Here is a 25,773-nt window from a genome sequence, read left to right on the forward strand (position 1 = left end):
GCCACCGGATGACCGCACCCGACTACCGCACCGAGATGCAGCACCGCTTCACCGTCTGGAACCAGATCACCGGCGTGTCCACCGCGGTCTGAACACAGCACCACCACCGGCCACACCCCCGACGCACCCTCAGCCAGCCCGCTCGCGGATAACTTGACAACGCCCCTGCTGGTGCGGAAGCCGGGGCCGTCCGGCCCACCGCATTGGTCCTGTCGGCCTCTCCGCGGCAACGGGCTCCGGCTCAACAATCAAAGGCAGGAACTGCAGCCGGTCTCTCCGCGCCGTCGACCGGCTCGTGGTGCCACGTCCTCTTGGCTCGTTCAAGGCGGGGCAGTCCTCCCGCACGCCCCGGGAACCGCGAGGACATCCGCGCGGGACTCGTGTTGGGGAGGCACGATCCTCGCGCCGCGGCCGTCGCCCGCGCCGGCACACGGGCGGCGGCCGTAGTCGACCGCCGGCAATCAACGACCTTCGCCTGCTCATCTCTTCGGGCGCGTACGGACGCCCCCCGGGAAAGGCGGCACCGATCGCGTCCGACCTCACGGATCGCCTGGCGGATCGGGCGTTCGCCCCCGTACTCGCCGCCTGTAGAACCGCGGACCCCCGCAGGTAAAGGAAAACGGGCAGCGAAACGGGCACCCTTCAGCCGGCGAGCGGGCAGCGGCCTCCTGCTCTGCGGAGCCCTCTACTGCGACATACAAGGGCTCCGCACTCCAGAAATCGGGCACATTCGGTCATGAATTTCTCTACGTCGAACCTGGCTAGTACGGGCAATCGCCTTGTAGAAATTTCGCCACCAGAGCCCGAACGGGCCGGGCTCCGGGAAGCAGCCGACGCGGGCACAACGCGCAGAGCCGTGAAACGGAGGTGTCGCCGTGGACACCGAGGAACGAAGACGCGGAATCCTGGAAACGGCACGCCGTACCGGATCCATCAACGTCGGGAAGCTCGCCGCCGACCTCGGGGTCTCCAAGGAGACCGTGAGGCGCGATCTGAACGTACTGGAGGCGAACGGGCTGGTCCGGCGTACCCATGGCGGTGCCCATCCCGTGGAGAGCGCGGGCTTCGAGACCACGCTCGCCTTCCGCACCACCATGCACGTCCCTGAGAAGTCCCGGATCGCTGCCGCCGCGGCCGAACTGCTCGGGGACGCCGAGACCGTCTTCATCGACGAGGGCTACACCCCGCAGCTCATCGCCGCCGCCCTCCCCAGTGACCGGCCGCTGACCGTGGTCACCTCCTCGCTGTCCACGGCGGGTGCCCTGGCATCCGCCAAGAACATCACGGTGCTGCTGCTCGGCGGCCGAGTGCGGGGCGGGACGCTGGCCACGGTCGACCACTGGGCGACCCGCATGCTGTCCGGCTTCGTCATCGACCTGGCGTACGTCGGCGCGAACGGCATCTCCCGCGAGTACGGACTCACCACCCCCGACCCCGCGGTCAGCGAGGTCAAGGCCCAGGTCATGAGGGTCGCGAGGCGCCGGGTCTTCTCCGGGGTCCATACGAAGTTCGGTGCCGTGAGCTTCTGTCGCTTCGCGGAGGTCACCGAGTTCGAGGCGATCGTCACCGACGCCGGGCTGCCCGCCTCCGAAGCACACCGCTACTCACTGCTGGGCCCCGAAGTCATCCGGGCCTGAGCCTCGATTCATCTCCCGATCCGCCCCGTGGGGCCGGGGTCTGGTTCCCCATGCCTTCGAAACATCCCTTGGAGTCAGTAATGCGCACACGAAGAATGATCCACGCCCTCATTACGGCCACGGCCGCAGGCTCAGTGCTGGTCGCCTGCAGCGGGGCGGGCGGCTCCTCGAGCTCCGACGGGGGCAAGAGCATCAATGTGCTGATGGTCGGCAACCCGCAGATGGAGGACATCGCGAAGCTCACCAAGGACACGTTCACGAAGGACACCGGCATCAAGGTGAACTTCACGGTCCTTCCCGAGAACGAGCTGCGTGACAAGGTCACCCAGGACATCGCCACCCAGGCCGGTCAGTACGACGTCGCCACGATCGGCGCCTACGAGGTACCTATCTGGGCCAAGAACGGCTGGCTGCACGAACTCGGCTCCTACGCCGACAAGGACGCGAGCTTCGACAAGGCCGACCTGCTCAAGCCGATGGTGCAGTCGCTGTCCGGCTCCGACGGCAAGCTCTACGCCCTGCCGTTCTACGGCGAGTCGTCATTCCTCATGTACAACAAGGACGTCATGAAGGCGAAGGGCGTCACGGTGCCCGAGCACCCGACCTGGCAGCAGGTCGCCGACATCGCGGCCAAGGTCGACGGCGCCGAGCCCGGCATGCGGGGCATCTGCCTGCGTGGACTGGCCGGTTGGGGCGAGCTCGGGGCGCCATTGACGTCCGTGGTCAACACCTTCGGCGGCACATGGTTCACCAAGGACTGGAAGGCCCAGGTGGGCAGCCCGGAGTTCAAGAAGGCGACCAACTTCTACGTCGACCTGGTCAAGAAGCACGGCGAGGCGGGAGCGGCGCAGTCCGGTTTCACCGAGTGCCTCAACGCCATGAGTCAGAAGAAGGTCGCGATGTGGTACGACGCGACCAGCGCCGCCGGGTCGCTGGAGGACTCCAGCTCCAGCAAGATCGCCGGCCATGTCGGTTACGCCTACGCACCGACCGTCGAGACCAAGAGCAGCGGCTGGCTGTGGGCCTGGGCGTGGGCCATGCCCAAGACCACCAAGAAGGCCGACGCCGCCTCGAAGTTCATGCTGTGGGCCTCCAGCAAGAAGTACGAGAAGTTGGTCGGCGAGAAGCTCGGCTGGTCGCGCGTCCCGGCCGGCAAGCGGGCCAGCACGTACGAGATCCCGCAGTACCAGAAGGCCGCCGCGTCGTTCGGTGACATCACCCTGAAGTCCGTCGAGGGAGCCGACCCGGCCAACCCGGGCGTCCAGCCCAGGCCGACTGTGGGCATCCAGTACGTGGCCATCCCCGAGTTCCAGGACCTGGGAACCAAGGTCACCCAGGAGATCTCCGCCGCCATCGCCGGCAAGACCGGCGTGGACAAGGCGCTGGACGACGGCCAGAAGCTCGCCGAGGACGTCGCCAAGAACTACCAGAAGTGACCTTCAGTGCCCGGCCGGCCCTGGCGCCGACCGGGCACCGCTTCCCGGCCCCGGCCCTCACCGGCAGAGGAACCATCCATGACCACGCTCACTGCACCCCCCAAGACAGCACCACCACCCGCCGGCACCCGGAATTACCCGGGCATCGGCAAATGGAAGCGCCGCATCCCGCTGTTGCCGGCGCTGATCTTCACCATCGGCGTCACACAACTGCCCTTCGTGGCCACGCTCGTCATCTCCACCTTCCAGTGGAACATCCTCAAGCCGGGCGACCGGCACTTCGTCGGCCTGTCCAACTTCACGTTCGTCTTCACGGACGAGCGGCTGCGCACCGCGGTGCTCAACACCATCGTGCTCACCGCATCGGTGGTGCTCATCAGCGTGGTCCTCGGTCTCGGCCTGGCCATGCTGCTCGACCGCCGGTTCCTCGGCCGTGGTCTGGCACGCACGATGCTCATCGCCCCGTTCCTGGTCATGCCGGTCGCGGCGGCGCTGCTGTGGAAGCACGCCCTCTACAACCCCGACTACGGCTTGCTGAACGGCACCCTCAACGCCGTATGGCGGCTGTTCGGCGCCGACAACGGTCCCACGGTCGACTGGGTGTCCTCCTACCCCATGCCCGCCGTCGTGGTCTCGCTGGTGTGGCAGTGGACACCGTTCATGATGCTGATCCTCCTGGCCGGTCTGCAGGCGCAGCCCGGGGATGTACTGGAGGCGGCGAGGGTCGACGGGGCGTCGGCCATGGCGACCTTCCGGCACATCACGCTGCCGCATCTGCGCCAGTACATCGAGCTGGGCATCCTGCTCGGCACGATCTACGTCGTGCAGACCTTCGATGCGGTCTACACCATCACCCAGGGCGGCCCCGGCTCCCAGACCACGAACCTGCCCTACGAGATCTACCTGACCATGTTCCGCAAGTACGAGTACGGCCAGGCGGCCGCCGCCGGTGTCGTCGTCGTGCTCGGCTCGATCGTGATCGCGACCTTCACGCTGCGCACCATCGCGTCGCTGTTCCGCGAGGAGGTATCCCGATGACCGCTCACGCAGCAGTCGCCGCACCCGGCGCGAGGCTGAAGAAATTCCTCCGCCGCCACGACGACCACGGCGGTACGCCGAAGCTGTCGCCGCTGTGGACCTTCGTCGCCTGGCTCGCCACACTGGCGTTCTTCGCGCCGGTGGCGTGGATGGTGCTCACCTCCTTCCACCAGGAGGCAGACGCGGCGACCAACCCGCCGACCCCTTTCGCCCCCCTCACGTTCGACCAGTACAAACTGCTGTTCAGCCGGGACATCACCCCGTTTCTCCTCAACTCGGTCATGGCGAGCGTGATTTCGACGCTGCTGGTGCTCGCCCTGGCGGTGCCGGCGGCCTACGCACTGTCCATCAAGCCGGTCGAGAAGTGGACCGACGTGATGTTCTTCTTCCTGTCGACGAAGTTCCTGCCGGCCATCGCGGCCCTGCTGCCGGTGTACCTGATCGTCAAGGACGTCGGGATGCTGGACAACGTGTGGACACTGATCGTCCTGTACACCGCCATGAACCTCCCGATCGCGGTGTGGATGATGCGCTCGTTCCTCGCCGAGGTCCCCAAGGAGATCCTGGAAGCGGCCGAGGTCGACGGCGCCGGGCTGCCCACTGTCCTGCTGCGGATCGTCGCGCCGGTCGCCATGCCCGGACTCGCCGCCACCTCGCTGATCTGCTTCATCTTCAGCTGGAACGAGTTCATGTTCGCCGTGAACCTCACCGCGACACAGGCGTCCACCGCGCCGGTCTTCCTCGTCGGCTTCATCACCAGTGAGGGCCTCTTCCTCGCCCGGCTGTGCGCCGCCGCCACGCTGGTCTCCCTGCCCGTCCTCATCGCCGGTTTCGCCGCCCAGGACAAACTCGTCCGTGGCCTGTCCCTAGGAGCAGTCAAATGAGGGCCGCCGTCATCACCGAGCCGGGCAAGGTGGAGCTCGCCATCGTCGACGACCCGGCTCCCGGGCCGCGCGAGGTCGTCATCCAGGTCGCCGCCACCGGACTGTGCGGCACAGACCTGCACATCCTGCACGGCGAGCACGCCCCGAGCCTGCCCGTCGTCCCCGGCCACGAGTTCGCCGGAGTGGTTGTCGCGGTCGGCACCGAGGTGACGGAGGTGGCGGCAGGCGCCCGTGTCGCGGTCGACCCGAATCTGTACTGCTCCGAGTGCCACTACTGCCGCCTCGGCCGCAACAACCTGTGCGAGCGGTACGCGGCCATCGGCGTCACCCACCCCGGTGCCGCCGCCGAGTTCGTGGCCGCGCCCGTCGCCAACTGCACAGTCCTGTCCGACGGCATACGCACCGAGGACGCGGCCCTGATCGAGCCGCTGTCCTGTGCGGTGCGCGGCTACGACGTCCTGCGCAGCCGCCTCGCCTCCCGCGTGCTCGTCTACGGTGCCGGAACCATGGGGCTGATGATGCTCCAGCTCGCCAAGGCCACCGGCGCGGTGAGCGTCGACGTTGTCGACATCAACGCCGAACGGCTTGCCACCGCCGTGCAGTTGGGGTGCTCTGCGTCCGCCGCGTCCGCCGACGAGCTCGACCGGCCGCCCTACGGCTGGGATGTGGTCATCGACGCCACCGGCAACGCCGGCGCCATCCAGGACGCGCTGGCCCGGGTCGGCAAGGGCGGTACGTACCTGCAGTTTGGCGTTGCCTCGCCCACCGCCCGCGTCACCGTCGAGCCGTACAGGATCTACAACCAGGAGATCACCATCACCGGCTCCATGGCCGTCCTGCACAGCTTCGAACGCGCTGCGGAATTGTTCGCCAGCGGGGTGCTCGATCCCCAGGTGTTCATCAGCCACCGGCTGCCGTTGACGGAGTACCCGCAGGCGCTGGACCAGTTCGCAGCCGGCCAGGGGCGCAAAATTGTTGTGCTGCCCTGACCTTCACTTGCCGGTCACGCCCCAATGCCGTTGCTTGAGAGGCGCACGTAGTTCCTCTCCCAGGCACAGTGACCGCCGGGGTGCTGGTTCGTTGACACGGACATGCATCCATGGATCGGGTTATCCGATGAAGTCCGGCTCGGGTTGATCACCAAGCCCCGTCCTCTGTCGAGCCGGTTCATGGTCTACTTCGTGCTTGCGTGCGCCACAATGAACGCCTTCTCACCGGCGCCGGGCAGCAGCGGGGTGTGCGCGGCCAGTGCGTCGGGGAACGTGCGGTGCACCGCCTGCAGTTGGAGGGGGTGACCGTGGGTGAAGGAGCGCAGGAACGTGCCCAGGGTGGCCGGAGGCTTGAACGTAGAACGCGGCGACGGCCTCGTTGTGCGGGTCTTTGGGGTCGTGCAGGGCCGTGGCGGCCGTATGGTCCAGGATGACCGCGATGGGGGCCTACGCGGCCGCCGGGTCCTGGCTGGCGCCGAGGCGTTCCAGGAGCCTGCGGGCCTTCGCCTCGGCCTCCTCGCTGGGCACCGTGCCCAAGTTCGAGGCAGGAGTCGATGACACACGTCCGTGCCAACGGCCACAACCCAGCAGGCCCGGGACCCGTGGCCGACGGGTTTACCTGGCCCACCGCGGTTCGAGGACTCAGGGACCCAGGTTGGCCGTCGGAGTTGGTCCTCGTAGGGTCCGGGCTGGGCGGGAGCGGAGCGTGATGACCGAGCCGCGCCGCAGGGCGGGGTGTCACGCTGTCATGCGGGAACGGCAGCAGGGTTTGGAGTCTGTCCCGCACTCGAAAGCCGATCATTTCAGGCATTCGGACAGGTGCTGTCGCGTGGTCGAACGGCGGCGCGACAGGGCGGCGCGGGGGCGGCTTCGGCCTCCTCGTGGCGGCTCTGCTCGTGCTCAAAGCTGCCGGGCGCGTTTCGCGTTCGGCGGCGGGCCGCCAGCTCGTCCTGGACCACGGCGTCGGTGCCTGGGTCGTGCGCGCCGCCATACCGAACCCGCCACCGCGGTCCGCCCTGGCTCCACGATCGGCCTCCGCCCGGCGCCGCGCGGCCTCCCCGGACCTCATTCTCCGGGTCTCCACCAGACCGAGCACCGACGGAACTGGCCACCTCCCAGCGACGAGACCAGACCAATCACGCCATCTCTCCCGCCGCTGACTGGAGTTCATGCCTTCGCCCGAGCCAAACGATCACGTTCGGAAAGCGGGTGGCTTCTGACTCCAAACCCTGCATGGTACTTGGTCACCGGCCCGTCGGCGATGCCGGTTCAGCGACATCTCACGGACTTGGATAGATTTACTCCATTACTCCCTGGGGCGGATGTCGATGTGCGGGACGACTGGTTGACGCTCGGGCGGGATCGCCTACTCTCACTCGTCGTGGCTTGGGCAACCCTCAGACGCCTGAGGTCTTGGCCTCGCACCTGAATTGCCTACCATCCTTCAACCGTGCCGAAATAGCGCCCGCGCGCCTGCGCAACCTCCCCTTCTTCCTGTAACTGTTTCAGTCGCCGGGCTGCACTTTCTCGATCGACTCCGGCCTCACACACCAGTACTACGACGTCCTGCCCATCGACGGCGGCCGCGGCGGTACGGGAGCACGCCACTCGGTCACCGGCGGCCTATCCCGTAGGCGGCAATTGTGACCGCACACCGTACACCTTATGCGCAGCTTGCGTCGCACCGGCCGCCGAGGATTGGATCCCACGGGTAGCCGCCGCCACCAGGTCCATTGGGTCGAAGGCCCCATCCCGGTCCCTGGGGAACCTCCACGGTGGGCGGACCGACATCGGTCAGGACAGTCTTGGACCCCTTTTCATCGCGGGAGTTACCCCCGTTCTTCCCTGCCCGATCGTGCCGGTCAAGTGCTGCGGCTCCTCTCGGATATGACCAGTGCGCGGGGTATCGGCGTGGGCAGAAGGACGGGACGCCACCCCACTCGGCGGACGCATAGCTGCGATGGACGGCAGGCTGGAACTGTCGTGCACAGCAGCAGCCCGCGCTGCGGAACTCGCTGGCTGCCATGCTGCAGCTCTTGACAGGTTTCCCCAGCCGGCGGGAAGGGCTGGTGCCGTGTCCTGGTTCGTCCAGACGACTTTCTGTCCTGTGACATCCCACGTGCCGGTTCTGATGATTTGCTTGTAGCTGAGGGGGGCGGTGTTGGGGCCATAGTAGCGGACGTGGATGATGGCCTCCGGAGGGATGACTCCGGTGAAGGCAACCTCATCTTCGGATTTGTAGTATTTGTCGGGATTCCCGCCGAGGTTCTGGATGGTTGCGTTGACGTCGACACCGGTCTTGCTATTCGGATCGGGGTGACGCGCCGGATCGATGTCGTACCGGTATTGCATTCTGTCGCTCCAGAGCGCGTCGTTACGGGTTGTGGAGACGAATTGAGAGGCAGGACTATCCTTCTGCCAGCGGAAGACCGTGACGATTTTTGACGGGTCCCGAGGCTTGATACCTTCCCTGAATATCAACTCAGGTGAAACTTCCGTAAAGTGATAGAGCGCTTCGCCTCCCTTGCTTTCGACGACAGAGTTTTTATCTGTGGGATGGATGAGGTCGTAGTTGACGGCCGGTGCGTTGTCCGTCTGGGGCCGGGCGGTGATGTTCATGGTGGGCTGGTTGCTGTTGGTGGGTGTGGGGGTGTGGCTGTATCGGTGGAGATACGGGGCCAGAACGTCGGCGATCTGCTGGAGGTGGTCGGAGGTGAGAGTGAAGGACGGCTGTGTTCCCGAGTTGTCGTGGAAGGGGCCCATCAGGCTGGACTCGCCTTCGGCGACTGTCTGAGGACCGCGCCCGCCCGGGGTGAGCAGCACCCGCGGGTCGGCCTGATCATCGCGCACCCCCAGGCCGTGCACGAACTCGTGCACCAAGGCCGCGGGATGGACCCCGGTGAACCAGGTGTCTTGCCTCATCGGGCGGCCCGGCCCTGGTCGGCCCCGGCGGAGCTGCACCACCGTGTGGGCCGCCTCGGGCGAATCGACGAACCGCGCCTCGGCCCGCAGGACCGGACCCGGGACCTGCGGACCGGTGGCGCGGCCCGGCTGGAGCGCCGGCAGCCGGTAGTGACGCTCATTGACCAGCTTTTCCAGGGCATCGGTGTGGTCACGGCGCAGTGCGGCGACCTGATCGGCATACCGGTCATCACCGGGCCTGGCATCCGGGACATCAACGTGGATCCGTCGGGTCATGACGATGGTGTCCCCAGCCGGGCTCCCATCCCGGTACCAGGCCCAGGCGTATCCCACCTCGGTGCACTCCCCGGAACCGGCAGGCCGATGCACCGCCGACGGGGAGCCGTCCTGCCCTACCGTGAACACGAACGCCGATGGCACAGCCGCCTCCCCCGACCGAGCCCCGAACGGCAGCCAGCGTTCCGTGGTGACATCACCCGAACCCCACAACTTCGAAACAGCCCGGCTCATCCTCGACTTCCCCTCTCACTGGACAGTTTGGATCCAATCGGTGGCCATCGTTGCTTCAACGCCTGCTCTCGCGCAGCAGTTCACACATACGTCCTCCGATGCGATGCACCGGCAGTGATTTCCTGACCCGGCACTTCTTCGGTGGCACCAGCCGGGACAAGACCGCCACCGCCGGAGGCTTCCGCGTACTGGGACGACCTGCGCGTTGCCGGCTGTGTCCCGGGGCACCTTCACCTCGACCAGCCCGACGTCGGTCACCACGGTCTTCGCACGTGTGCCGTTGCGGCTGTTGCCGTTGTACTTCCCGGCCGGATCGTGCTTCTCGTAGCCGACATGGTCGGTGATCTCGCCCTCCAGGGCGGACTCCAGCACCCGCTTGGTCAACTGCTGCAACAGCCCGCCCTCGCCGGTCAGCTGCAGGCCCTCGTTATGGGCCCTGTCGACGAGCATCGCGATCAACTGCTCGTCGGTCGCCGTATTCGACGGTGCCCCGACAGCAGGCTGTACGGACTCGGGGTCACCGGCAGTTCTGGTCATCTGTCGTCTCCTTGATCATCAGATCCGCCGTTGATTAGTACCTCTGTGTGTCAAGCAGCTGCTGCGAGTTGAACTCGGTGATCTCGTTTCATGATCCGGTAGACCACATTGGAAAGGCGTCGTTTGAGGGCTCGGCGAGCCTCGGCGGGTGTATTTCCTTTGGCGATCTTGCGGAGGTAGTACTCCCGGCCGCGCCCATCGTTACGGATCTGGCAGACAGCGATGATGTGAAGCGCGCTGTTCAAGGCTCTGCTACCCCCGGTGTTGAGCCGATGGCGTACCCGTTTGCCGCTGGAGGCATCCAAGGGCGCGCTGGCGAAGTGGTGTTCTGCCGGGAAGCGGCTGATGTCACCGACGTGGCCCATGAGCTTCGCAGCCAGTACCGCGCCCAGTCCGGGCAGCGACGTCAGGCTGGTTCGTGCGGCAGCGAGAGCATCGCGCATCTGGGCCTCGTTGTCCTTGACCTGCCGGTCAAGCCTGCGCAGGTCAGCCAGCAGATCCCAAGCGATGTCCCGGCGGCAGTGGTCCGTCGCAGTGGCCAGCCGGATGCCCTTCATCAAAGTTGCAGCCTTCTCCGCCGACAGCCGTGTGGGGGCGCCACCGGGCAACAGGTCGCGAAGGACCGCGTGGAGACGGTTGACGGTACGCGTCCGCTCGCCGGTCAGGTCGTCGTGTCGCTCGGTCAGCAGCCGCAGGATCGTGGACTGGTCCTCCGCGGTGACCTTGCGCAGATCAGTGCGGAAGAGCGCAACCTGGGCCACGCGGAGAGCGTCCGCGGGGTCGATCTTCCGGTCCCCGCCGGTGGCCAGAAGACGGGCCCTGGCCGACAAGGTGGAAGGCACGTCGACGACATCCTCGCCCGCGGCGGCCAGCTGCTGAGCAAGAGACCGACCGAGACCTCCGGCGCCTTCGACCGCGAACCGGCGCCCAGGCCGCTGCGCGCACCAGTGCAGAAGCCGACCGAAGGTCCCGGAGTTGACGACGAACCGCCGCTGACCAATCTTGTGGCCTGCTGCATCGACAGCGACTGCGGTGTGCGAGGACTTGTGGGGATCGATCCCGATGATGATCACGCGCAACCGAAATGTGCGGTGGGCACTCTGACTTGAAGTAGCAGTCACATACATTCATGTCTCTGTCGAGCCACACCGCGCGGATGCCGGACGGCGGCGGCACGCTAATCATGAGCCAGCCCGCAGGGCGGCAAGACACCACACGAGCCCGTGCCGACCGGCACCCTGGACGCTACGGCTGCAGACCGAGCGCCTGCGACCGATTGAACAAGTCAGACACTCCCACCGTGACCGGCCGGATAGTTGGTCTCATGACATCCAGGAAGCGTACGGGAACGACTCAATGGCCATTGACAGCCGGACACACTCCGCACACTCGGACGGCTCCACAACGACCACGAAGACAAAGGAGACACGGCGAACATGACACCGGCCGACACGACTTCACGTCACCACATTCGAGGAGCCGTCACCATGATCAACCCATCCAACTGCCCCTTTGAACAGACCCAATACACCCACACATCAGTGACAAACAAAGCCGAACATCCCAGTGACATCACGACCGAACCTCACAGCGTGGATCGACCACGACGGTGTCGTGGGGCAGGCCGGTGCGGATCGCGGTTCCGACCTTGCTGATCGCGGTGCTGGCCGGCGTCGAGGACGAGGCGCAACGGTTTGCGGCAATCGACAAGGCGGTAGGTGGCCGACCCGTTAACGACTCATACTGCTCGGCCGAGGAGCCGAATGACTCGAAGAGTTGGGAAGGGGCGGCAACACACCCCTAGCCACCCTCACCGAGTCCCTAAGTGCCGCTGCATCCGCTACGGACTTCTGCGCAGCCTCCATAGCAGCCTGAAACGCCTCCCCCAGGTTAATCGTGCCAGCTGGGGCAGGTATCTGATTGGCGGGCGAAGCCGCATCAGGCGTCATGCCAGACGCTGCAGCAATACTTGCAGGTCGCCGCGACAGCTCAACGCCGCCCGGCCCCCCGAAACTACCGAAACCAGCCGACTGCGGCGCCGGCACACTGCTGGCTGGCGGCGGGAGCATCCGAAGCCTAACCTGTTCATTGAATCCGTTCATGGAATTGAACGCACTGTTAAACTGCTCTCGGCTGGCGTCAGACATGGCGACCTCGCTTGCAGGCGGAGCGACTAGAGCGGAGCTTTGCGCGGTAGAGCCAGTCCCCCGAATCTGCGCCTTCCTCTGCTGCGAAGTGGGGGCGTTGCTCACCGAATTGGCGCTGCTCGACTGAGCAGCCAGTCTCACAGCAGCCATATCCGGCCATGTCTTCCTTGTTTTATCGATAACCTGTTCATTGAATCTGCTCATGGAATTGAACGCACTGTTAAACTGCTCTCGGCTGGCGTCAGACATGGCGACCTCTCTCACCATTACAGGCGGATCGACTAGCAGGCTGGCCCGTAACTCAATTCTGCTTGCCCTGTAGGGAGTCCTAATGTCCTTAACTCGTGCAAACCGGTACATCTTGCTCCTCTTTGAAAGATCGCTATTTTCAAGAGTGGGAGCACATCGGCCGCCGTCAGGGGTAGATGAAGTTATGGGACCACCTCTGGTAGGAACGGACTGCGTGAGTCGTTGGTTCAAGTCAGCCGAAGCCGGAGAGCGTGAGCCCGTCCGTGCGCCGCGTGGTGCTCGTCATCGGGCAGGCGGGTGACGGGTTCTTCGGCAACACCAGCGGCCCGAACGGCACCCTCTACTGCAACGTCTTGTCCTCCGATCCGTCCCGCGCCGGGACATGGGCGCTCGCTCCCGGTGGCAACGCCCACCGCATCGCCGCCCCGCCAGCGAACGGGCGGCCCACCGGTCTGGCCATCGATCCGGCCGGGCGCACCCTGTACGTCGCCGACAGCAACACCAGCACATCTGGGCGGTTTCCTGCCTCCGGCGGATCCGCGCCCCCCGGGTTGAGAGAATCAAGAAGCCAGGCGGCAAGACCGCGCCCAGGAGCGGCACGGTCTTGCCTGCGCACCCTCAGGTGAGGGCCGCGAGGCCCACGACCGGCCTGCGCTCCTCCGGCGTGAACCTCTCTCCATGGCTCCGACGTGGTCAGGAGGGCAACTCCCTGAAACGTGCGGCAAGTTCGCTGCGGGAGCGGATGCCGAGCTTCGCATAGACGTGCGTCAGGTGGTACTGCACCGTTTTGACCGAGATGAACAGCTCCAGCGCTGCCTGCTGATTGGTCGCGCCCGAGGCGACCAACCGGGCCACGGCCTGTTCCTGCGCGGTGAGCTGGGACATTCCGGGAGTGAGGCGGCTGGTGTGCAGCCCGACTGCCTGTAGTTCCCGGTCACAGCGCTCGACATACGTGCGTGCGCCGAGGGTTGTATAGGTGTCGCGGGCATTCTTCAGGACGGTGTCGGCTTCGCGGCGCTTGCCGGCCCGGCGGAGGGTCTGCCCGTAGGCGAAGTTGACCCGGGCTCGGTCGTACGGGAGAGGAAGGTGTTCGAGGTGGCCGAGGGCCTGCTCGAACTCCTTGCGGGCTGTGTCGATGTCGCCGCGGGCTGCGGTGATCCGACCGCGGGCCAGACCCAGCCGGGCCATGGCGGAGCGTCGGGCACGTAGCGCGGCCAGGTGTTCGTGCGGAGAGAGGAAGGCATCGGCCGCATCCACGCGGCCGGTCATGACCAACGCGTTGGCGTACACGTCCGGCCAGGGCCAGAAGCCCGGTTCGTCGACCGACTCGCGGTCGGTGAGCTGTACCACCGGAGCCAGGGCCTCGACGACACGGTCGTAGTCCCCGCGCGCCTCGGCCACCTGGGCCCGGGCGAGACAGGCAGGGATCAGCATGACCTCGTAGTGATGAAAGTCGGCGGCGGCCTCACCCACGTGGTGGTCGGCCGCGTCCCAGTCGCCACGCAGGGCGTTGATCTGAGCGCCGGTCCAGTGGACCATTGGCCGTACCAGCTCGATGCTGACGTCGGCGAGCCGTGCCGCAGCCCGCTGCACGGTCTCCAGGGCTTCCGGCCAGGCGCCGAGCGCGAACTGAGTACGTGCCAGCCAGCCCTGCGCCCACAGAGAGATTCGGGTGGAACCCATGCGGTAGCCCGTGGGTAGGGCTGCCTCAAGCCGGCGGCGAGCGGCCTCCGGGGCGTCGAAGGCGAGGTCGACCCAGCCCCGGCCGAGCTGGAAACGCTGCGGCTGAGCACCGCCGGGCAGGGTGGACGCGGCGGCCTCATAGGCGGCCAGCGCTTCCTCCGGGCGGCCCATGGCGGCGAGTCCCAGGCCGAGTACGGCCTCCGACTCGATCGCCGAGGGGTCGTCGGGGTCCGCCAGTTCGACTGCCCGGCGGGCCCAGGTCACCATGTCGCGTCCGTCCCAGTGCCCCAGGGCGTGCAGCACGCGCCGTTGGCAGATCATGGCCATGAGGTCCGGATGCCGCTTCGGATCGCAAAGCTGCCAGGCGTCGGTCAGGAAGGTCTCCGCCTCGGCCGGCCGTCCCCGCATGATGGCCAGATAGCCGAGGACGACATCGCGCAGGATGCCGGCGGGGAAGCTCTCCAGCTCCGCAGCGAACGCCGCGGCCTGCGGCACGTCCCCCGCGCCGATCATGGCGTCGACGGCACGGAGCAGCCGGTCCTCCCGCGTGGCACGATGAGCGGTCAGCCGGCCGGCACGGACCAGAGTGTCCGCGACGATGGACCACTCCCCGGCTGAGGCGCGCTCGACGGCGTACCGGTCGAGTTCACCGGCAAGTGGTTCGTCGGCCGTGGTGGTGGCCGCCACCCGATGGGTGAGCTGTCGCCCGTAGTCCTCGATGATCTCCGCCGCGCGCCGGTGCAGTCCGGCGCGCCGGGTGAGATCGATGCCGGTGAGGATTGCGGCTCGGGCAAGTGGATGGACGAAGGTCAGCTGAGCCCGTCCGGGATCAATGGTTGCGGTCAGCAGAGCCGCCGAGCGTGCTTCGTCCACGGCGGGCAGCGGCTCGTCGACGTCGGCCAGCTCGGCGGCCTCGGCCAGCGTCGCGTCGTCCCCGAGAACCGAGCAGGCCTCCACCAGGCGCCGGGCACTCTCGCCGCAACGGGCGAGCCGCTCGCGGACGGCCGCAGCGTATCGGGCGGGAGCGGGCAGTTCCGGGCGCCAGTCCTGCCACGTCTCGCGGGGCAGCTCGCGCAACAGCTGGCTGACGTGGCGCGGATTGCCCAAGGTGTGGTGGCACAGGTGCCGGGCCGCGGGCAGGTCCAAGGAGACTCCTTGGACCTCGCGAGCGAGCGTGCACACGTCCTGGGGAGTGAGGGGTCCAAGCCGCTGAGCGTCGTCCTGACAGCTGTCGAGAAACTCCAAGGTCCGCAGGAGCGGCGCGGGAAGGTCCTCGTACGTGCCTTGCACCTCGTACTTCTCGTACGGCTCCTCCCGGGCCACAAGGAGGACCAGCACCCGCGCGTTCGACATCCTGCGCACCGCGGAACGCATGGCACGCAGGCTCTCGACATCAGCCCAGTGGGCATCCTCGACCACAACGATCAGAGGCTGCCGCTCCTGCCTCGCCGTCCATTGGCGGGTCAGCAGACGGCCGGTTTCCAGCACCGCATGCGACGACGCGGGATCAGCCAGATCGGGGTCGGCTCCCAGAGCTCGCAGGAGCTGTTCCGCGATCCCGAGCGGCAGGTCCGACTCCCAGGGCACCCCCGCGACGCGCAGCACGCGGGGCGGGGTCGCCCCGCTGAGTGCCCGGTGCCGGTGGATGGCGTGCTCGACCAGAGCAGACTTCCCGATGCCCGCAGGGCCCCCGACCAGAAGCCACCCGGGGCCGCCGGAACACGCAGCACTGATCGCGCGGGTCAGCGCGGCCACCTCGCCGGCCCGGCCGATCAGGCTTCGCTGCTGCTCGGGACGGTCAGTCATCTGTCAGCACGCTAACACCGCCGTTCGGCCCGGGCGCGGGTCCAGCCGCGCGCCTGTCCCGGGCCGTGAGGAACGTGACGGCATTCCGCCGCGATCCGGCGCAGTGGCGCGCACCCGTAGACAGGTTCTGCGGAAGGTTCGTCCCGACACGCCAGGCTCTTCTCAGCGGGACAACCGGGCGGGGCATCAGCCGAGATCTCCGCCGCCTACCGGCAGCACCGTCCCCGTGATGTACGACGCCTCGTCGGAGGCCAGGAAGCAGATGGCGGCGGCCTGCTCCTCGAGTGTGCCGTAGCGCTTCAGCAGCGACGAGGCAACGGTCTGGTCGACGATCTGCTGGTACCAGGCCTTCTCCCGGACGGTGCCCGGTGCGGGTCCACGAGCGACCCGACGGGTCGGCGCCTCGGTGCCGCCGGCCGCGGTGGCGAGGACCCGGATACCGTACGGTGCGGCCTCCATGGCCAGGGAAGCGGTGAGGGCGTTGATCCCGCCCTTGGCCGCTGAGTAGGGGATGCGGTTGATGCCCCGCGTGGCCACGGATGAGACGTTCACGATCACGCCGGAGCGCTGCTCGATGAGGTGGGGCAGGACGGCGCGCGTGGTCCAGAGGGTGGGATACAGGGAGCGCTGGATCTCGGCCTGGATCTCGGGCGGGGAGTAGTGCTCGTAGGGCTTGGCCCAGATCGTTCCGCCGACGTTGTTCACCAGCACGTCGATGCGGCCCCCCACCAGCTTGAGGGCCTCGGTGATCGCGGAGTGCGCGCCCTCGTAGGTCTCCAGGTCGGCGAGAACGGCGTGCACGCCGAGCTCGGAGGCGACCTCGCGGACCGTCTCCGAGCGGTCCACGAGGACGACCTCGGCGGACTCGGCGGCAAGGCGGAGGGCAACCTCAAGGCCTATGCCCTGGGCGGCGCCGGTGACGACGGCCTTCTTCTCGGTGAACCGCCCGACGTGCACGCTGTTGACGCTCACGCCGCCTCCGCTGTCTCGCGCACGGCGGCCGGGGTGAACTTCTCGTAGTGGAAGCTCGCCGGCACCACCCCGAGGGAGGCGATGTGGCCGCGCACAGCCTCGACCATGGGCGGCGGGCCGCACAGATAGACGTCCGCGTCTCCGTCGTGGAGGGTCCCGGTGTCCATCAGGTTTGTCACGAAGCCCTTGTTGCGGGCCATGCTGTCGGGGTCGGCGACGCAGTGGTCGAAGGTGAACCCGGGGACGATCTCGGTGTACTCGTCCAGGGTGTCCAGGTGGACGAGGTCCTCGTCGGTGGTGACGCCGTACACCAGGTGGACCGGGTGAGCGGGCGGCTTCTGCGCGAGGTACTCCAGCATCGACAGCAGCGGCGCGAGACCCGTGCCGCCCGCCAGAAGCAGGGCGGGGCGGGTGAGCGCGCGCAGGTAGAAGCCTCCCATCGGCCCCGTGAACTGCAGCCGGTCGCCGACTCGGGCCCGCTCGGTGAGGTACCCCGACATCGCCCCGCCCGGCACGGTCCGGACCAGGAAGGAGATCCGGCGCCGGTCGGGGCCCGAGCTGAAGGAGTACGCACGGGTCTGGTCGGCACCGGGGACGGTGACGTTGACGTACTGGCCGGGCAGGAAGTCCAGTGCCTCCCGGTCGTCGAGGTCAAGGGCGAACTCGACGGTCGTGGGCGAGTGGCGCCGGATTTCGGCGAGCGTCGCGGTGTGCGTGATCGCGGCGGTCTTCGCCGCCGCCGAGGAGGACGGGATGCGCAGCACAAGGTCGCTCAGCGGGGTCGTCTGGCAGGGCAGGCAGTACCCCTGCGCGGCCTCGTCGTCGCTCAACGCCTCCTCGATGTAGTCACCGCCGTCGTAACTACCCGACTCGCACAGTGACTTGCAGGTGCCGCAGGCGCCGTCTCGGCAGTCGAGCGGGATGTTGATGCGGGCCTTGTAGGAGGCCTCGGCGACGGTCTCGTCCGGGCGGCACTCGATGAAGCGGGTGATGCCGTCCTCGAAGTTCAGGGCGACCTGGAAGGACATGCCGGTGCTCATTTCCGGGGTGTCAGACGTGGTAGATGTCGACGACGTGATGGACGTAGTCGTTCTTGAGAACGACCTTCTTCCGCGTGATCAGCGGGTCGGGCCCCGAGAGGTCCAGCGTGTAGTACGACGTGCCGAAGTATGTGTCGACGGTCTGGTAGCGGTAGTAGAGGGTGAACCAGTTGAAGCGCACGTCCAGCACGTCGCCGTCGACGCCGGTGACCTCGACGTTGGTGATGTTGTGGCCGGTGCGCGGCTCGGGCAGGCTCGTGGCGCTGGAGCGATCGGTGCGGATACGGAAGACGCGGTCCTCCAGTCCGGCCCGGCTGGGGTAGTAGATCAGGGATATCTCACGCTGCGGGTCGCGGGTGAGCTCCTCGTCGTCCGCCCAGGCCGGCATCCAGAACTCGGCGTCCGGGTGGTAGCACTGCAGCCACTTCTCGAATGCGCGGTCGTCGAGATGGCGAGCCTCGCGGTAAAGGAACTGCCGGATACCTTCGAGGGTGGTTTCGTCGATCGCCGTGGTCACTTCGCCTCCTCCAGGGCCTTGCGCAGGGTGTCGAGCCAGTAGCCGTGCTGGATCGGGTAGAGCCCCTCGTCCTCCGTACGGACACCGCTGGCGATCGGGTTGATGCCGATCCTCCTGGCGTCCTCGTCCGGGCCGTCGATCTGGTGCACGGCGCCACGGCTGAGGTCGTTCCAGGGCATGGACTCGGCCAGGTAGGTCTTCTGGCAGGAGCGGAACTCCTCCAGGTCGTCCGGGGTCGCCATGCCGGTGGCGTTGAAGAAGTCCTCGTACTGCCGGATGCGGCGGGCGCGGTCCTCGGCGGGCTCGCCCTTGGGAGCGATGCAGTAGATGGTGACCTCGGTCTTGTCGACGGAGATCGGCCGGAAGTGCCGGATCTGAGAGCTGAACTGGTCCATCAGGTACACGTTCGGGTACAGACACAGGTTCCGGGACACGCCGATCATCCAGTCGGCCTTCTCCGCACCGAACCGCTCGGCCAGCTCGTCACGCTTGTCGAACAGAGGCCGGTTCGCGGGATCCAGCCACTTCGTCCACAGCAGCAGATGACCGTGGTCAAAGGAGTAGAACCCGCCCTTCTGCTTGGACCAGCCACCCGCGTCCATCGTCTTGGTGTCGTTCTTGGACTCGCCCGAGGTGCGACGGGCCTGAGTGGCGGCGTAGTTCCAGTGCGTGGCGGAGACGTGGTAGCCGTCCGCGCCGTTCTCCGCCTGGAGCTTCCAGTTGCCGTCGTAGTGGTACGTGGACGAGCCGCGCAGCACCTCCAGGCCTTCGGGAGACTGGTCGACGACCATGTCGATCACGACGGCGGCGTCGCCCAGGTGCTCCCTCAGCGGCTTGACGTCAGCGTTGATGCTGCCGAAGAGGAAACCACGGTAGCTCTCGAAGCGGGCGACCCTTTTCAGGTCGTGCGAGCCGTCGGTGTTGAACTGCTCCGGATAGCCGGCCTCCCGTGGGTCCTTCACCTTCAGCAGTTTGCCGCTGTTGTTGAACGTCCACCCGTGGAAGGGGCAGGTGAAGGTCGTACGATTGTCGGTCTTCCGGCGGCACAGCATCGCCCCGCGGTGGCTGCACGCGTTGATCAGGCAGTGCAGCTCGCCCTGCTTGTCGCGGGAGATGACCACGGGCTGACGGCCGATGTACGTCGTGAAGTAGTCGCCCACCTCCGGGATCTGACTCTCGTGCGCGAGGTAGACCCAGTTCCCCTCGAAGATGTGCTTCATCTCCAGCTCGAAGAGCTCCTCGTCGGTGAAGACGCTCCGCCGCACCCGGTACACACCGTTGCCCGGCTCCTCCACGAGGGCGTCTTCGAGGATGGTCCGCGCACGGCTCAGGTCGTCGGCCATGTTCCCGTCCCTTTCGCCTCTGCCGGGCCGCCGGACCGGCGGCCCCGTTGCCATTGCCTTTCAGCACCATGGCAGCGCGGTGAAAAGTCTGCCCCAGACATTCCCCCAGGGTTGACCCAGGGGGCTATTGATATGTCCGACGTCTCAATACGCTGCGATCAGGTATTTGTTCCGTATCGGGTTCGCTTCCTACGCTGAGACGCATTCGAGGCCCCGGCACCGGAAAAGGGCAGCCCGATGGAACTCAGGCATCTTCGGTACTTCCTGGCCGTTGCAGAAACCCGGCATTTCGGAAAAGCCGCGGAACGCCTGCACATGGCTCAGCCTCCGCTCTCCCAGGCGATCCGCCGTCTGGAGACGGAACTGGGCGTGGAGCTCTTCACCCGCACCACCCGGCAGGTCGCCCTGACCGGCGCCGGTGAGGTGTTCCGCACCGACGTGGAGCGCATCCTCAAGGCCGTCGACGAGGCGGTTGCCAGGGCGGGACGCTTCGCCTCCGGGGTGGAGGGAGTGCTCCGGGTCGGCCTCACGGGCTCGGCCTCGTATCGCCAACTGCCCGTTCTGGCACGGCTGCTCAAGCGCGAGATGCCACACGTGATGATGGAGGTGCACACCGAGATGCTCACGCCCGCCCAGGAGCTCGGGCTGATCGAGCGGCGCCTCGACATCGGCGTCCTGCGCCCGCCGATCCGCCAGGAGGGCATCGCACACCGGCCGCTCGCCGACGAACCACTCGTCGCCGCCGTGCCGGCGGAACACTGGCTTGCCGAGGCGGAGACGGTCCGGATCGAGCAGCTGCGGCACGAGGACTTCATCATGTACGGCGCCACGCTGGGCTCCGTCCTCAACGACGCCGTCGTACGCAGTTGCCTCGCTTCCGGTTTCTACCCGCACTGCGCCTACGAGGTCACCGAGACCTCCGCCGCCCTCGCCCTGGTCGCCGTCGGCCTCGGCATCGCCGTCCTGCCCGACTCGATCCGCTCGGCACCCCGCGAGGGCGTGGTGTGCAGGCAGATCGAGAACGCGCTGACCGTTCCTCTGGTCATCGCCTGGCGCGAGGACGACGACTCGCCGCTGCTCAGCCATCTGCTGAAGGTGCTGGAGCGGAACGACGTATTTCTCGAAGCCGCCGAAGATCCCGAAGGGGTGGCATGAAGATCGTCCGGGTGGAGGCAATCCCCTTCGCCATTCCTTATGCGAAACCGCTGAAGTTCGCGAGCGGCGAGGTGCACACCGCCGACCACGTCCTGGTACGGGTGCACACCGACGAGGGCCTGACGGGAACGGCCGAGGCGCCGCCCCGGCCCTACACCTATGGCGAGACCCAGGAGTCGATCGTCGCGGTGATCGAAAAGATCTTCGCGCCGCAGATCCTTGGCCTGACCGCACTGGAGGGGGAGGCGGTCCACGAGCGCCTGGACCGGACCGTCGGCAACCCTACGGCCAAGGCCGCGATCGACATGGCGCTGTGGGACATCCTCGGCCAGGCGGCCGGGATGCCGGTGTCCGGGCTGCTGGGCGGCTACACCGACCGGATGCGGGTGAGCCACATGGTCGGCTTCGCACCCGCCGGGGAGATGGTCACGGAAGCGGAACGGATCCGGGACACCTACGGCATCACGACCTTCAAGGTGAAGGTCGGCCGGCGGCCCTACACCGAGGACGTCGCCGCCTGCCGTGCCCTGCGCGAGGCTCTCGGTCCGGACGCCGAGTTGTACGTCGACGGCAACCGCGGCTGGACGGCATCCGAATCGGCGCGTGCCCTGCGTGAGATGGCCGACCTCGGCCTCACCTTCGCCGAGGAACTCTGCCCCGCCGACGACGTGCTGGGCCGGCGCTGGCTGGTCGCCCAGAGCCCCATCCCCTTCATCGCCGACGAGAGCGTCACCCGGCCCGCCGAGGTCACCCGCGAAATCCTGGGCGGCTCCGCGACCGCGATCAGCATCAAGACCGCCCGCACCGGGTTCACCGCTTCCCAACGCGTGCTGCACGAGTGCGAGGGACTGGGGGTGGAGGTGGTGATGGGCAATCAGATCGACAGCCAGATCGGCACCTTGTGCACGGTCACCTTCGGGGCCGCCCATCGTTCGAGCGCCCAGCACTGCGGTGAGCTCTCGAACTTCCTCGACATGACCGACGACCTCCTCAGCGAGCCGCTGACCATCGACAACGGCACCCTGCGCGTCCGCGAAGGCGCCGGAATCGGCATAGACATCGACCCCGACAAGCTTGCGCGCTACCGCCAGGACCGCTGACAACCGAGAGGAAACGGAACAATCATGACCGACACCACCACCGAGCAGGCCTCCGCCGCCGCCTCCGGAGCCGCCGCCACCGAGCAGTTCCGCAGCAAGCAGCGTACGGAGACGGCCGCGGCCGACACCCAGCGAGTGGACACCCTGGTCTCCGAACTGCTCGCCGCAGCCCACGACATCATCCGCCGTCACAAGGTGACCTATGCCGAGTACGACGCACTGAAGTCGTGGCTGATCCAGGTCGGAGAGGACGGCGAGTGGCCGCTCTTCCTCGACGTGTGGCTCGAGCACGTCGTCGAGGAGGTCGCGAACGAGAACCGGGAAGGCAGCAAGGGCACCATCGAGGGCCCGTACTACGTGCCCGGCTCCCCGCGGCTGCCCGCCGAGACGACCCTGCCCATGAGGGACGGGGAGAAGGGCACGCCGCTCGCCTTCCAGGGCCAGGTGAAGAGCGTGGAGGGCACCCCGCTCTCCGGCGCGACGGTGGAGATCTGGCAAGCGGACGACGACGGCTTCTACTCGCAGTTCGCGCCGAACGTGCCCGAGTGGAATCTGCGGGGCACCGTCGTCACCGACGAGCAGGGCAACTTCAAGATCCACACAATCGAGCCGGCGCCGTACCAGATCCCCACCGACGGCTCCTGCGGCAAGCTGATCGCCGCCGCAGGCTGGCACGCCTGGCGCCCTGCCCACCTGCACCTGAAGGTCTCGGCCCAGGGACGCCGGCTCATCACCACCCAGCTGTATTTCAAGGGCGGGGAGCACGTCGCCGACGACATCGCCTCCGCTGTGAAGCCCGAGCTGATCCTCGACCCGGTTGCGGTGGCGGACGGCGACGGCCGTGAAGTGACGTACGACTTCGTGCTCGACAAGGCGTGATGGACCGTGTTGTTCGCAGTACGTATGGACGTTGAGATTCCGCGCGACCTCGCCCCCGGGGTCCGCGCGGACCTGCTGGCCCGGGAGAAGGCGTACTGCCAGGGCCTGCAGAAGTCCGGTGAGTGGGTGCACATCTGGCGGTGCGTCGGGCAGTACGCCAACATCAGCGTCTTCGATGTCGCCGACAACGAAGCGCTCCACCGGATCCTGTGGAACCTCCCGCTCTTCCCTTACATGAGCATCGAGGTCACGCCCCTGGCCCAGCACCCCTCGGACCTGGCGGTCGCGTGATGGACAAGGTGGTCGCCACGGCCCTTCAGGCGGTGGCCGACGTCCCGGAGGGCGCGTCGCTGGCGGTGGGCGGATTCGGGCTGTCCGGTGTTCCGAATGCGCTGATCCAGGCGCTGTACGAGCGGGGTGTGAGCCGCCTGTCGGTGGTCTCCAACAACTGCGGGGCGATGGAGTCCGGGCTCGCGGTGCTGCTGGCCGCGGGGCGGATCGCCCGGGTGACGGGCTCCTACATCGGCGCCAACAAGGAGTTCGCCCGTCAGTACCTGGCAGGGGAGTTGGAGGTGGAGCTGATCCCACAGGGCACGCTGGCCGAGCGGCTGCGTGCGGGCGGGGCCGGCATTCCCGCCTTCTACACCCCGGCCGGGGTCGGCACCCAGGTCGCCGAGGGCGGGTTGCCCTGGCGCTACGACGGCTCGGGCCAGGTCGCGCTGGCATCGCCGCCGAAGGAGGTGCGGGAGTTCGACGGCACCGAGTACGTGCTGGAGCGCGGCATCCGCACCGACTTCGCCCTCGTACGGGCGGTGAAGGGCGACCGGCACGGAAACCTTGTCTTCAACAAGTCCACCCGCAACTTCAACCCGATTGCCGCGATGGCGGGCAAGGTCACCATCGCGGAAGTGGAGGAGCTGGTCGAGCCCGGCAAGATCGGCCCGGACGCGGTGCATCTGCCCGGGATCTTCGTCCAGCGGGTGGTCGGGCTCACCCCTGAGCAGGCGGCGGACAAGAAGATCGAGCAGCGGACGGTGAGCAACTGATGTCGTGGACACGGGAAGAGATGGCCGCGCGAGCCGCGCGCGAGCTGCAGGACGGCCAGTACGTCAATCTGGGCATCGGCCTGCCCACCCTGATCCCCAACCACCTCCCGCCCGGCGTGGAAGTGGTCCTCGAATCCGAGAACGGCATCCTCGGCACCGGCCCCTACCCGACCGAGGACCGGGTGGACCCCGACCTGATCAACGCGGGCAAAGAGACCGTGACGGTGTTGCCGGGTGCGTCCTTCTTCGACTCCGCGCTGTCCTTTTCCATGATCCGCGGTGGCCACATCGATGTCGCCGTGCTGGGTGCGATGCAGGTCTCCGAGCGGGGCGACCTGGCCAACTGGGCCGTTCCGGGGAAGCTGGTCACTGGCATCGGCGGGGCGATGGACCTGGTGCACGGTGCCCGCAGGGTGATCGTGGTCATGACGCATACCGCCAAGGACGGCTCCCCGAAGATCCTCGAGAAATGTGCGCTGCCGCTGACCGGCAAGGAATGCGTGAATCGGATCATCACCGACTTGGGCGTCCTGGACGTCACGGATGTGGGTCTGGTCCTGGTGGAGACGGCCGCCGGCGTGTCCGTCGAGGAGATCGTGGACAGGACCGACGCCAAGTTGACCGTGACGGAGGCCGTGCGGTGAAGGACGTCTACATCGTCGATGCGGTCCGCACGCCGATCGGCCGCTACAACGGCTCGCTGGCGAGCGTGCGTCCGGACGACCTCGCCGCCCACGCACTCCGTGAGTTGCTGGCCCGTACACCCGACTTGGACCCGTCCCGTGTCGAGGATGTGTACTTCGGCAACGCCAACGGCGCCGGTGAGGAGAACCGCGACGTCGCCCGCATGGCCGTCCTGCTGGCCGGTCTGCCCACAACGGTGCCCGGAGTGACGGTCAATCGGCTGTGCGCCTCCGGGCTGGAGGCGGTCATCCAGGCTGCCCGCGCCATCGCCGTCGGGGACGCCTCCATCGCCATTGCCGGTGGTGTCGAATCGATGACCCGGGCACCGTACGTGTTGCCGAAGTCGGACCGGCCGTTCCCCGCTGGGCATGCCGAGCTGTACTCGACCACGCTGGGCTGGCGGATGGTCAATCCGAAGATGGACCCGCAGTGGACCATCCCACTGGGCGAGTCGGCGGAGCTGATCGCCGAAAAGCACAAGATCAGCCGCGAGGAGCAGGACGAGTTCGCGCTCGCCTCCCATCGGAAAGCGGCCGCCGCCCAGGAACAGGGCCTGTTCGCAGCTGAGTTGACGCCCACAGCCGTCCCGCAGCGCAAGGGCGACCCGGTCGTCCTCGGTGCCGACGAGTGCGTACGGCCCGATGCCTCACTCGCAGCGATGGCCAGGCTGAAGCCGTCCTTCCGCAAGGAGAACGGCACGGTCACCGCGGGCAACGCCTCGCCGCTCAACGACGGGGCCGCCGCCCTGCTTCTGGTGGACGCGAACGGTCTGAAGGCCACCGGCCGTGAGCCGCTCGCTCGGGTCCGCGCGACCGGTGTCTCGGCGATCGACCCGCACTACTTCGGGCTCGCCCCCGTCGAGGCGGTCAACCGGGCGCTCGCCAGGGCGGGCAAGGGCTTCGACGACCTTTCCGTACTTGAGCTGAACGAGGCCTTCGCCGCCCAGGTGCTGGGGTGTGTGGCCGAGTGGCCCGAGTTCGACCCGGCCGTGCTCAACCCGCAGGGCGGCGCCATCGCGCTCGGCCACCCGCTCGGCGCCTCCGGCGCTCGACTCGCCGGCACCGTTGCCCACCAGCTCGCCCGCCACGGTGGCGGCCTCGGTGTCGCCACCCTCTGCATCGGCGTGGGCCAGGGCCTCGCCCTCGTCCTCGAACGTTAGAACCGGCAGACGTCGGTAGGACCCTCAAGGACCTCGCTCC

General features: G+C 67.4%; 19 protein-coding genes and 3 pseudogenes. 13 read left to right on the forward strand and 9 right to left on the reverse strand.

Features of this window, described 5'->3' with window-relative positions; genetic code table 11:
* Nucleotides 1-875 precede the first annotated feature (875 nt).
* From AAW14_RS28640 to AAW14_RS28660, 5 genes are all read left to right on the forward strand, one after another.
* Nucleotides 876-1,637: a DeoR/GlpR family DNA-binding transcription regulator gene (locus AAW14_RS28640; protein WP_265566911.1), complete on the forward strand. Its 762-nt coding sequence runs from the start codon at nt 876-878 to the stop codon at nt 1,635-1,637.
* An 80-nt stretch (nt 1,638-1,717) separates the two neighbouring features.
* Nucleotides 1,718-3,073, forward strand: coding sequence for an ABC transporter substrate-binding protein (locus AAW14_RS28645; RefSeq protein ID WP_265566912.1), 1,356 nt, complete (start codon nt 1,718-1,720; stop codon nt 3,071-3,073).
* A gap of 78 nt (nt 3,074-3,151) precedes the next feature.
* The gene (locus tag AAW14_RS28650; RefSeq protein WP_265566913.1) at nt 3,152-4,111 is read left to right on the forward strand and encodes a carbohydrate ABC transporter permease; all 960 of its coding nucleotides are present in this window, start codon (nt 3,152-3,154) and stop codon (nt 4,109-4,111) included.
* Nucleotides 4,108-4,995 carry a carbohydrate ABC transporter permease gene (locus AAW14_RS28655; protein ID WP_265566915.1) on the forward strand — a complete coding sequence of 296 codons (888 nt, stop codon included), beginning with the start codon at nt 4,108-4,110 and terminating at the stop codon, nt 4,993-4,995. The genes AAW14_RS28650 and AAW14_RS28655 overlap by 4 nt, the downstream gene beginning before the upstream one ends.
* Nucleotides 4,992-5,984 (forward strand): zinc-dependent alcohol dehydrogenase family protein, encoded by a 993-nt coding sequence (locus tag AAW14_RS28660; protein WP_265566917.1) that lies wholly within the window; start codon nt 4,992-4,994, stop codon nt 5,982-5,984. Before AAW14_RS28655 ends, AAW14_RS28660 begins: the two co-directional genes overlap by 4 nt.
* Nucleotides 5,985-7,718: 1,734 nt before the next feature.
* Here the strand turns inward: AAW14_RS28660 and AAW14_RS28665 are convergent.
* From AAW14_RS28665 to AAW14_RS28680, 4 genes and pseudogenes are all read right to left on the reverse strand, one after another.
* Nucleotides 7,719-7,848 (reverse strand): annotated as a pseudogene (locus tag AAW14_RS28665) (transposase); the annotation flags it as partial.
* Nucleotides 7,849-8,159: 311 nt separating this feature from the next.
* A pseudogene (locus AAW14_RS39870) lies at nt 8,160-9,416 on the reverse strand (hypothetical protein); the annotation flags it as partial.
* Between the two features lie 168 nt (nt 9,417-9,584).
* Nucleotides 9,585-9,953, reverse strand: a pseudogene (locus tag AAW14_RS39875) (transposase); the annotation flags it as partial.
* A 50-nt stretch (nt 9,954-10,003) separates the two neighbouring features.
* On the reverse strand, nt 10,004-11,026 hold the full coding sequence (locus tag AAW14_RS28680; RefSeq protein WP_265566921.1) for an IS110 family transposase: 1,023 nt from the start codon (nt 11,024-11,026) through the stop codon (nt 10,004-10,006).
* A 1,574-nt stretch (nt 11,027-12,600) separates the two neighbouring features.
* Between AAW14_RS28680 and AAW14_RS28685 the strand changes: the two genes are divergently transcribed.
* Nucleotides 12,601-12,975 (forward strand): hypothetical protein, encoded by a 375-nt coding sequence (locus AAW14_RS28685; protein ID WP_265566923.1) that lies wholly within the window; start codon nt 12,601-12,603, stop codon nt 12,973-12,975.
* Between the two features lie 67 nt (nt 12,976-13,042).
* Here the strand turns inward: AAW14_RS28685 and AAW14_RS28690 are convergent, their stop codons facing one another.
* The 5 genes from AAW14_RS28690 to benA form a co-directional block, all read right to left on the reverse strand.
* Complete coding sequence (locus AAW14_RS28690; protein ID WP_265566925.1) at nt 13,043-15,838, reverse strand: helix-turn-helix transcriptional regulator; 2,796 nt, start codon at nt 15,836-15,838, stop codon at nt 13,043-13,045.
* A 186-nt stretch (nt 15,839-16,024) separates the two neighbouring features.
* Complete coding sequence (benD, locus tag AAW14_RS28695; RefSeq protein WP_265566927.1) at nt 16,025-16,810, reverse strand: benzoate diol dehydrogenase BenD; 786 nt, start codon at nt 16,808-16,810, stop codon at nt 16,025-16,027.
* Nucleotides 16,807-17,850 (reverse strand): benzoate 1,2-dioxygenase electron transfer component BenC, encoded by a 1,044-nt coding sequence (benC, locus tag AAW14_RS28700; RefSeq protein ID WP_265566929.1) that lies wholly within the window; start codon nt 17,848-17,850, stop codon nt 16,807-16,809. Before benC ends, benD begins: the two co-directional genes overlap by 4 nt.
* 10 nt (nt 17,851-17,860) lie before the next feature.
* A complete protein-coding gene (gene benB / locus AAW14_RS28705; protein WP_265566931.1) occupies nt 17,861-18,367 on the reverse strand; it encodes a benzoate 1,2-dioxygenase small subunit in 507 nt (168 codons plus the stop codon).
* A complete protein-coding gene (benA, locus tag AAW14_RS28710) occupies nt 18,364-19,710 on the reverse strand; it encodes a benzoate 1,2-dioxygenase large subunit (protein WP_265566933.1) in 1,347 nt (448 codons plus the stop codon). The genes benB and benA overlap by 4 nt, the downstream gene beginning before the upstream one ends.
* Nucleotides 19,711-19,947: 237 nt before the next feature.
* Between benA and AAW14_RS28715 the strand changes: the two genes are divergently transcribed.
* Genes AAW14_RS28715 through AAW14_RS28745 form a run of 7 tightly spaced genes read left to right on the forward strand, consistent with a single transcriptional unit; the run spans nt 19,948 to nt 25,733 of the window.
* Nucleotides 19,948-20,865: a LysR substrate-binding domain-containing protein gene (locus AAW14_RS28715; protein WP_265566935.1), complete on the forward strand. Its 918-nt coding sequence runs from the start codon at nt 19,948-19,950 to the stop codon at nt 20,863-20,865.
* Entirely contained in the window at nt 20,862-21,965 is a 1,104-nt protein-coding gene (locus AAW14_RS28720; RefSeq protein ID WP_265566936.1) for a mandelate racemase/muconate lactonizing enzyme family protein, read from the forward strand. The genes AAW14_RS28715 and AAW14_RS28720 overlap by 4 nt, the downstream gene beginning before the upstream one ends.
* A 24-nt stretch (nt 21,966-21,989) precedes the next feature.
* Nucleotides 21,990-22,844 carry a catechol 1,2-dioxygenase gene (catA, locus tag AAW14_RS28725; protein ID WP_265566937.1) on the forward strand — a complete coding sequence of 285 codons (855 nt, stop codon included), beginning with the start codon at nt 21,990-21,992 and terminating at the stop codon, nt 22,842-22,844.
* Nucleotides 22,845-22,850: 6 nt separating this feature from the next.
* Nucleotides 22,851-23,135, forward strand: coding sequence for a muconolactone Delta-isomerase (catC, locus tag AAW14_RS28730; protein ID WP_265566938.1), 285 nt, complete (start codon nt 22,851-22,853; stop codon nt 23,133-23,135).
* Entirely contained in the window at nt 23,135-23,890 is a 756-nt protein-coding gene (locus tag AAW14_RS28735) for a CoA transferase subunit A (protein WP_265566940.1), read from the forward strand. Before catC ends, AAW14_RS28735 begins: the two co-directional genes overlap by 1 nt.
* Complete coding sequence (locus tag AAW14_RS28740; RefSeq protein ID WP_265566942.1) at nt 23,890-24,534, forward strand: CoA transferase subunit B; 645 nt, start codon at nt 23,890-23,892, stop codon at nt 24,532-24,534. Before AAW14_RS28735 ends, AAW14_RS28740 begins: the two co-directional genes overlap by 1 nt.
* Entirely contained in the window at nt 24,531-25,733 is a 1,203-nt protein-coding gene (locus tag AAW14_RS28745; RefSeq protein WP_265566944.1) for a thiolase family protein, read from the forward strand. The genes AAW14_RS28740 and AAW14_RS28745 overlap by 4 nt, the downstream gene beginning before the upstream one ends.
* Nucleotides 25,734-25,773: the final 40 nt, after the last annotated feature.

Source organism: Streptomyces hygroscopicus, from assembly GCF_026168105.1.
Taxonomy (GTDB): domain Bacteria; phylum Actinomycetota; class Actinomycetes; order Streptomycetales; family Streptomycetaceae; genus Streptomyces; species Streptomyces hygroscopicus_D.

Excerpts from the sequence above, each read along its gene's own strand:
- AAW14_RS28645 (WP_265566912.1), top strand. The coding sequence starts at position 1,718 with ATGCGCACACGAAGAATGATCCACGCCCTCATTACGGCCACGGCCGCA.
- AAW14_RS28650 (WP_265566913.1), top strand. The coding sequence starts at position 3,152 with ATGACCACGCTCACTGCACCCCCCAAGACAGCACCACCACCCGCCGGC.
- AAW14_RS28655 (WP_265566915.1), top strand. The coding sequence starts at position 4,108 with ATGACCGCTCACGCAGCAGTCGCCGCACCCGGCGCGAGGCTGAAGAAA.
- AAW14_RS28660 (WP_265566917.1), top strand. The coding sequence starts at position 4,992 with ATGAGGGCCGCCGTCATCACCGAGCCGGGCAAGGTGGAGCTCGCCATC.
- AAW14_RS28690 (WP_265566925.1), bottom strand. The coding sequence starts at position 15,838 with ATGACTGACCGTCCCGAGCAGCAGCGAAGCCTGATCGGCCGGGCCGGC.
- benC (WP_265566929.1), bottom strand. The coding sequence starts at position 17,850 with ATGAGCACCGGCATGTCCTTCCAGGTCGCCCTGAACTTCGAGGACGGC.
- benA (WP_265566933.1), bottom strand. The coding sequence starts at position 19,710 with ATGGCCGACGACCTGAGCCGTGCGCGGACCATCCTCGAAGACGCCCTC.
- AAW14_RS28715 (WP_265566935.1), top strand. The coding sequence starts at position 19,948 with ATGGAACTCAGGCATCTTCGGTACTTCCTGGCCGTTGCAGAAACCCGG.
- AAW14_RS28720 (WP_265566936.1), top strand. The coding sequence starts at position 20,862 with ATGAAGATCGTCCGGGTGGAGGCAATCCCCTTCGCCATTCCTTATGCG.
- catA (WP_265566937.1), top strand. The coding sequence starts at position 21,990 with ATGACCGACACCACCACCGAGCAGGCCTCCGCCGCCGCCTCCGGAGCC.
- AAW14_RS28735 (WP_265566940.1), top strand. The coding sequence starts at position 23,135 with ATGGACAAGGTGGTCGCCACGGCCCTTCAGGCGGTGGCCGACGTCCCG.
- AAW14_RS28740 (WP_265566942.1), top strand. The coding sequence starts at position 23,890 with ATGTCGTGGACACGGGAAGAGATGGCCGCGCGAGCCGCGCGCGAGCTG.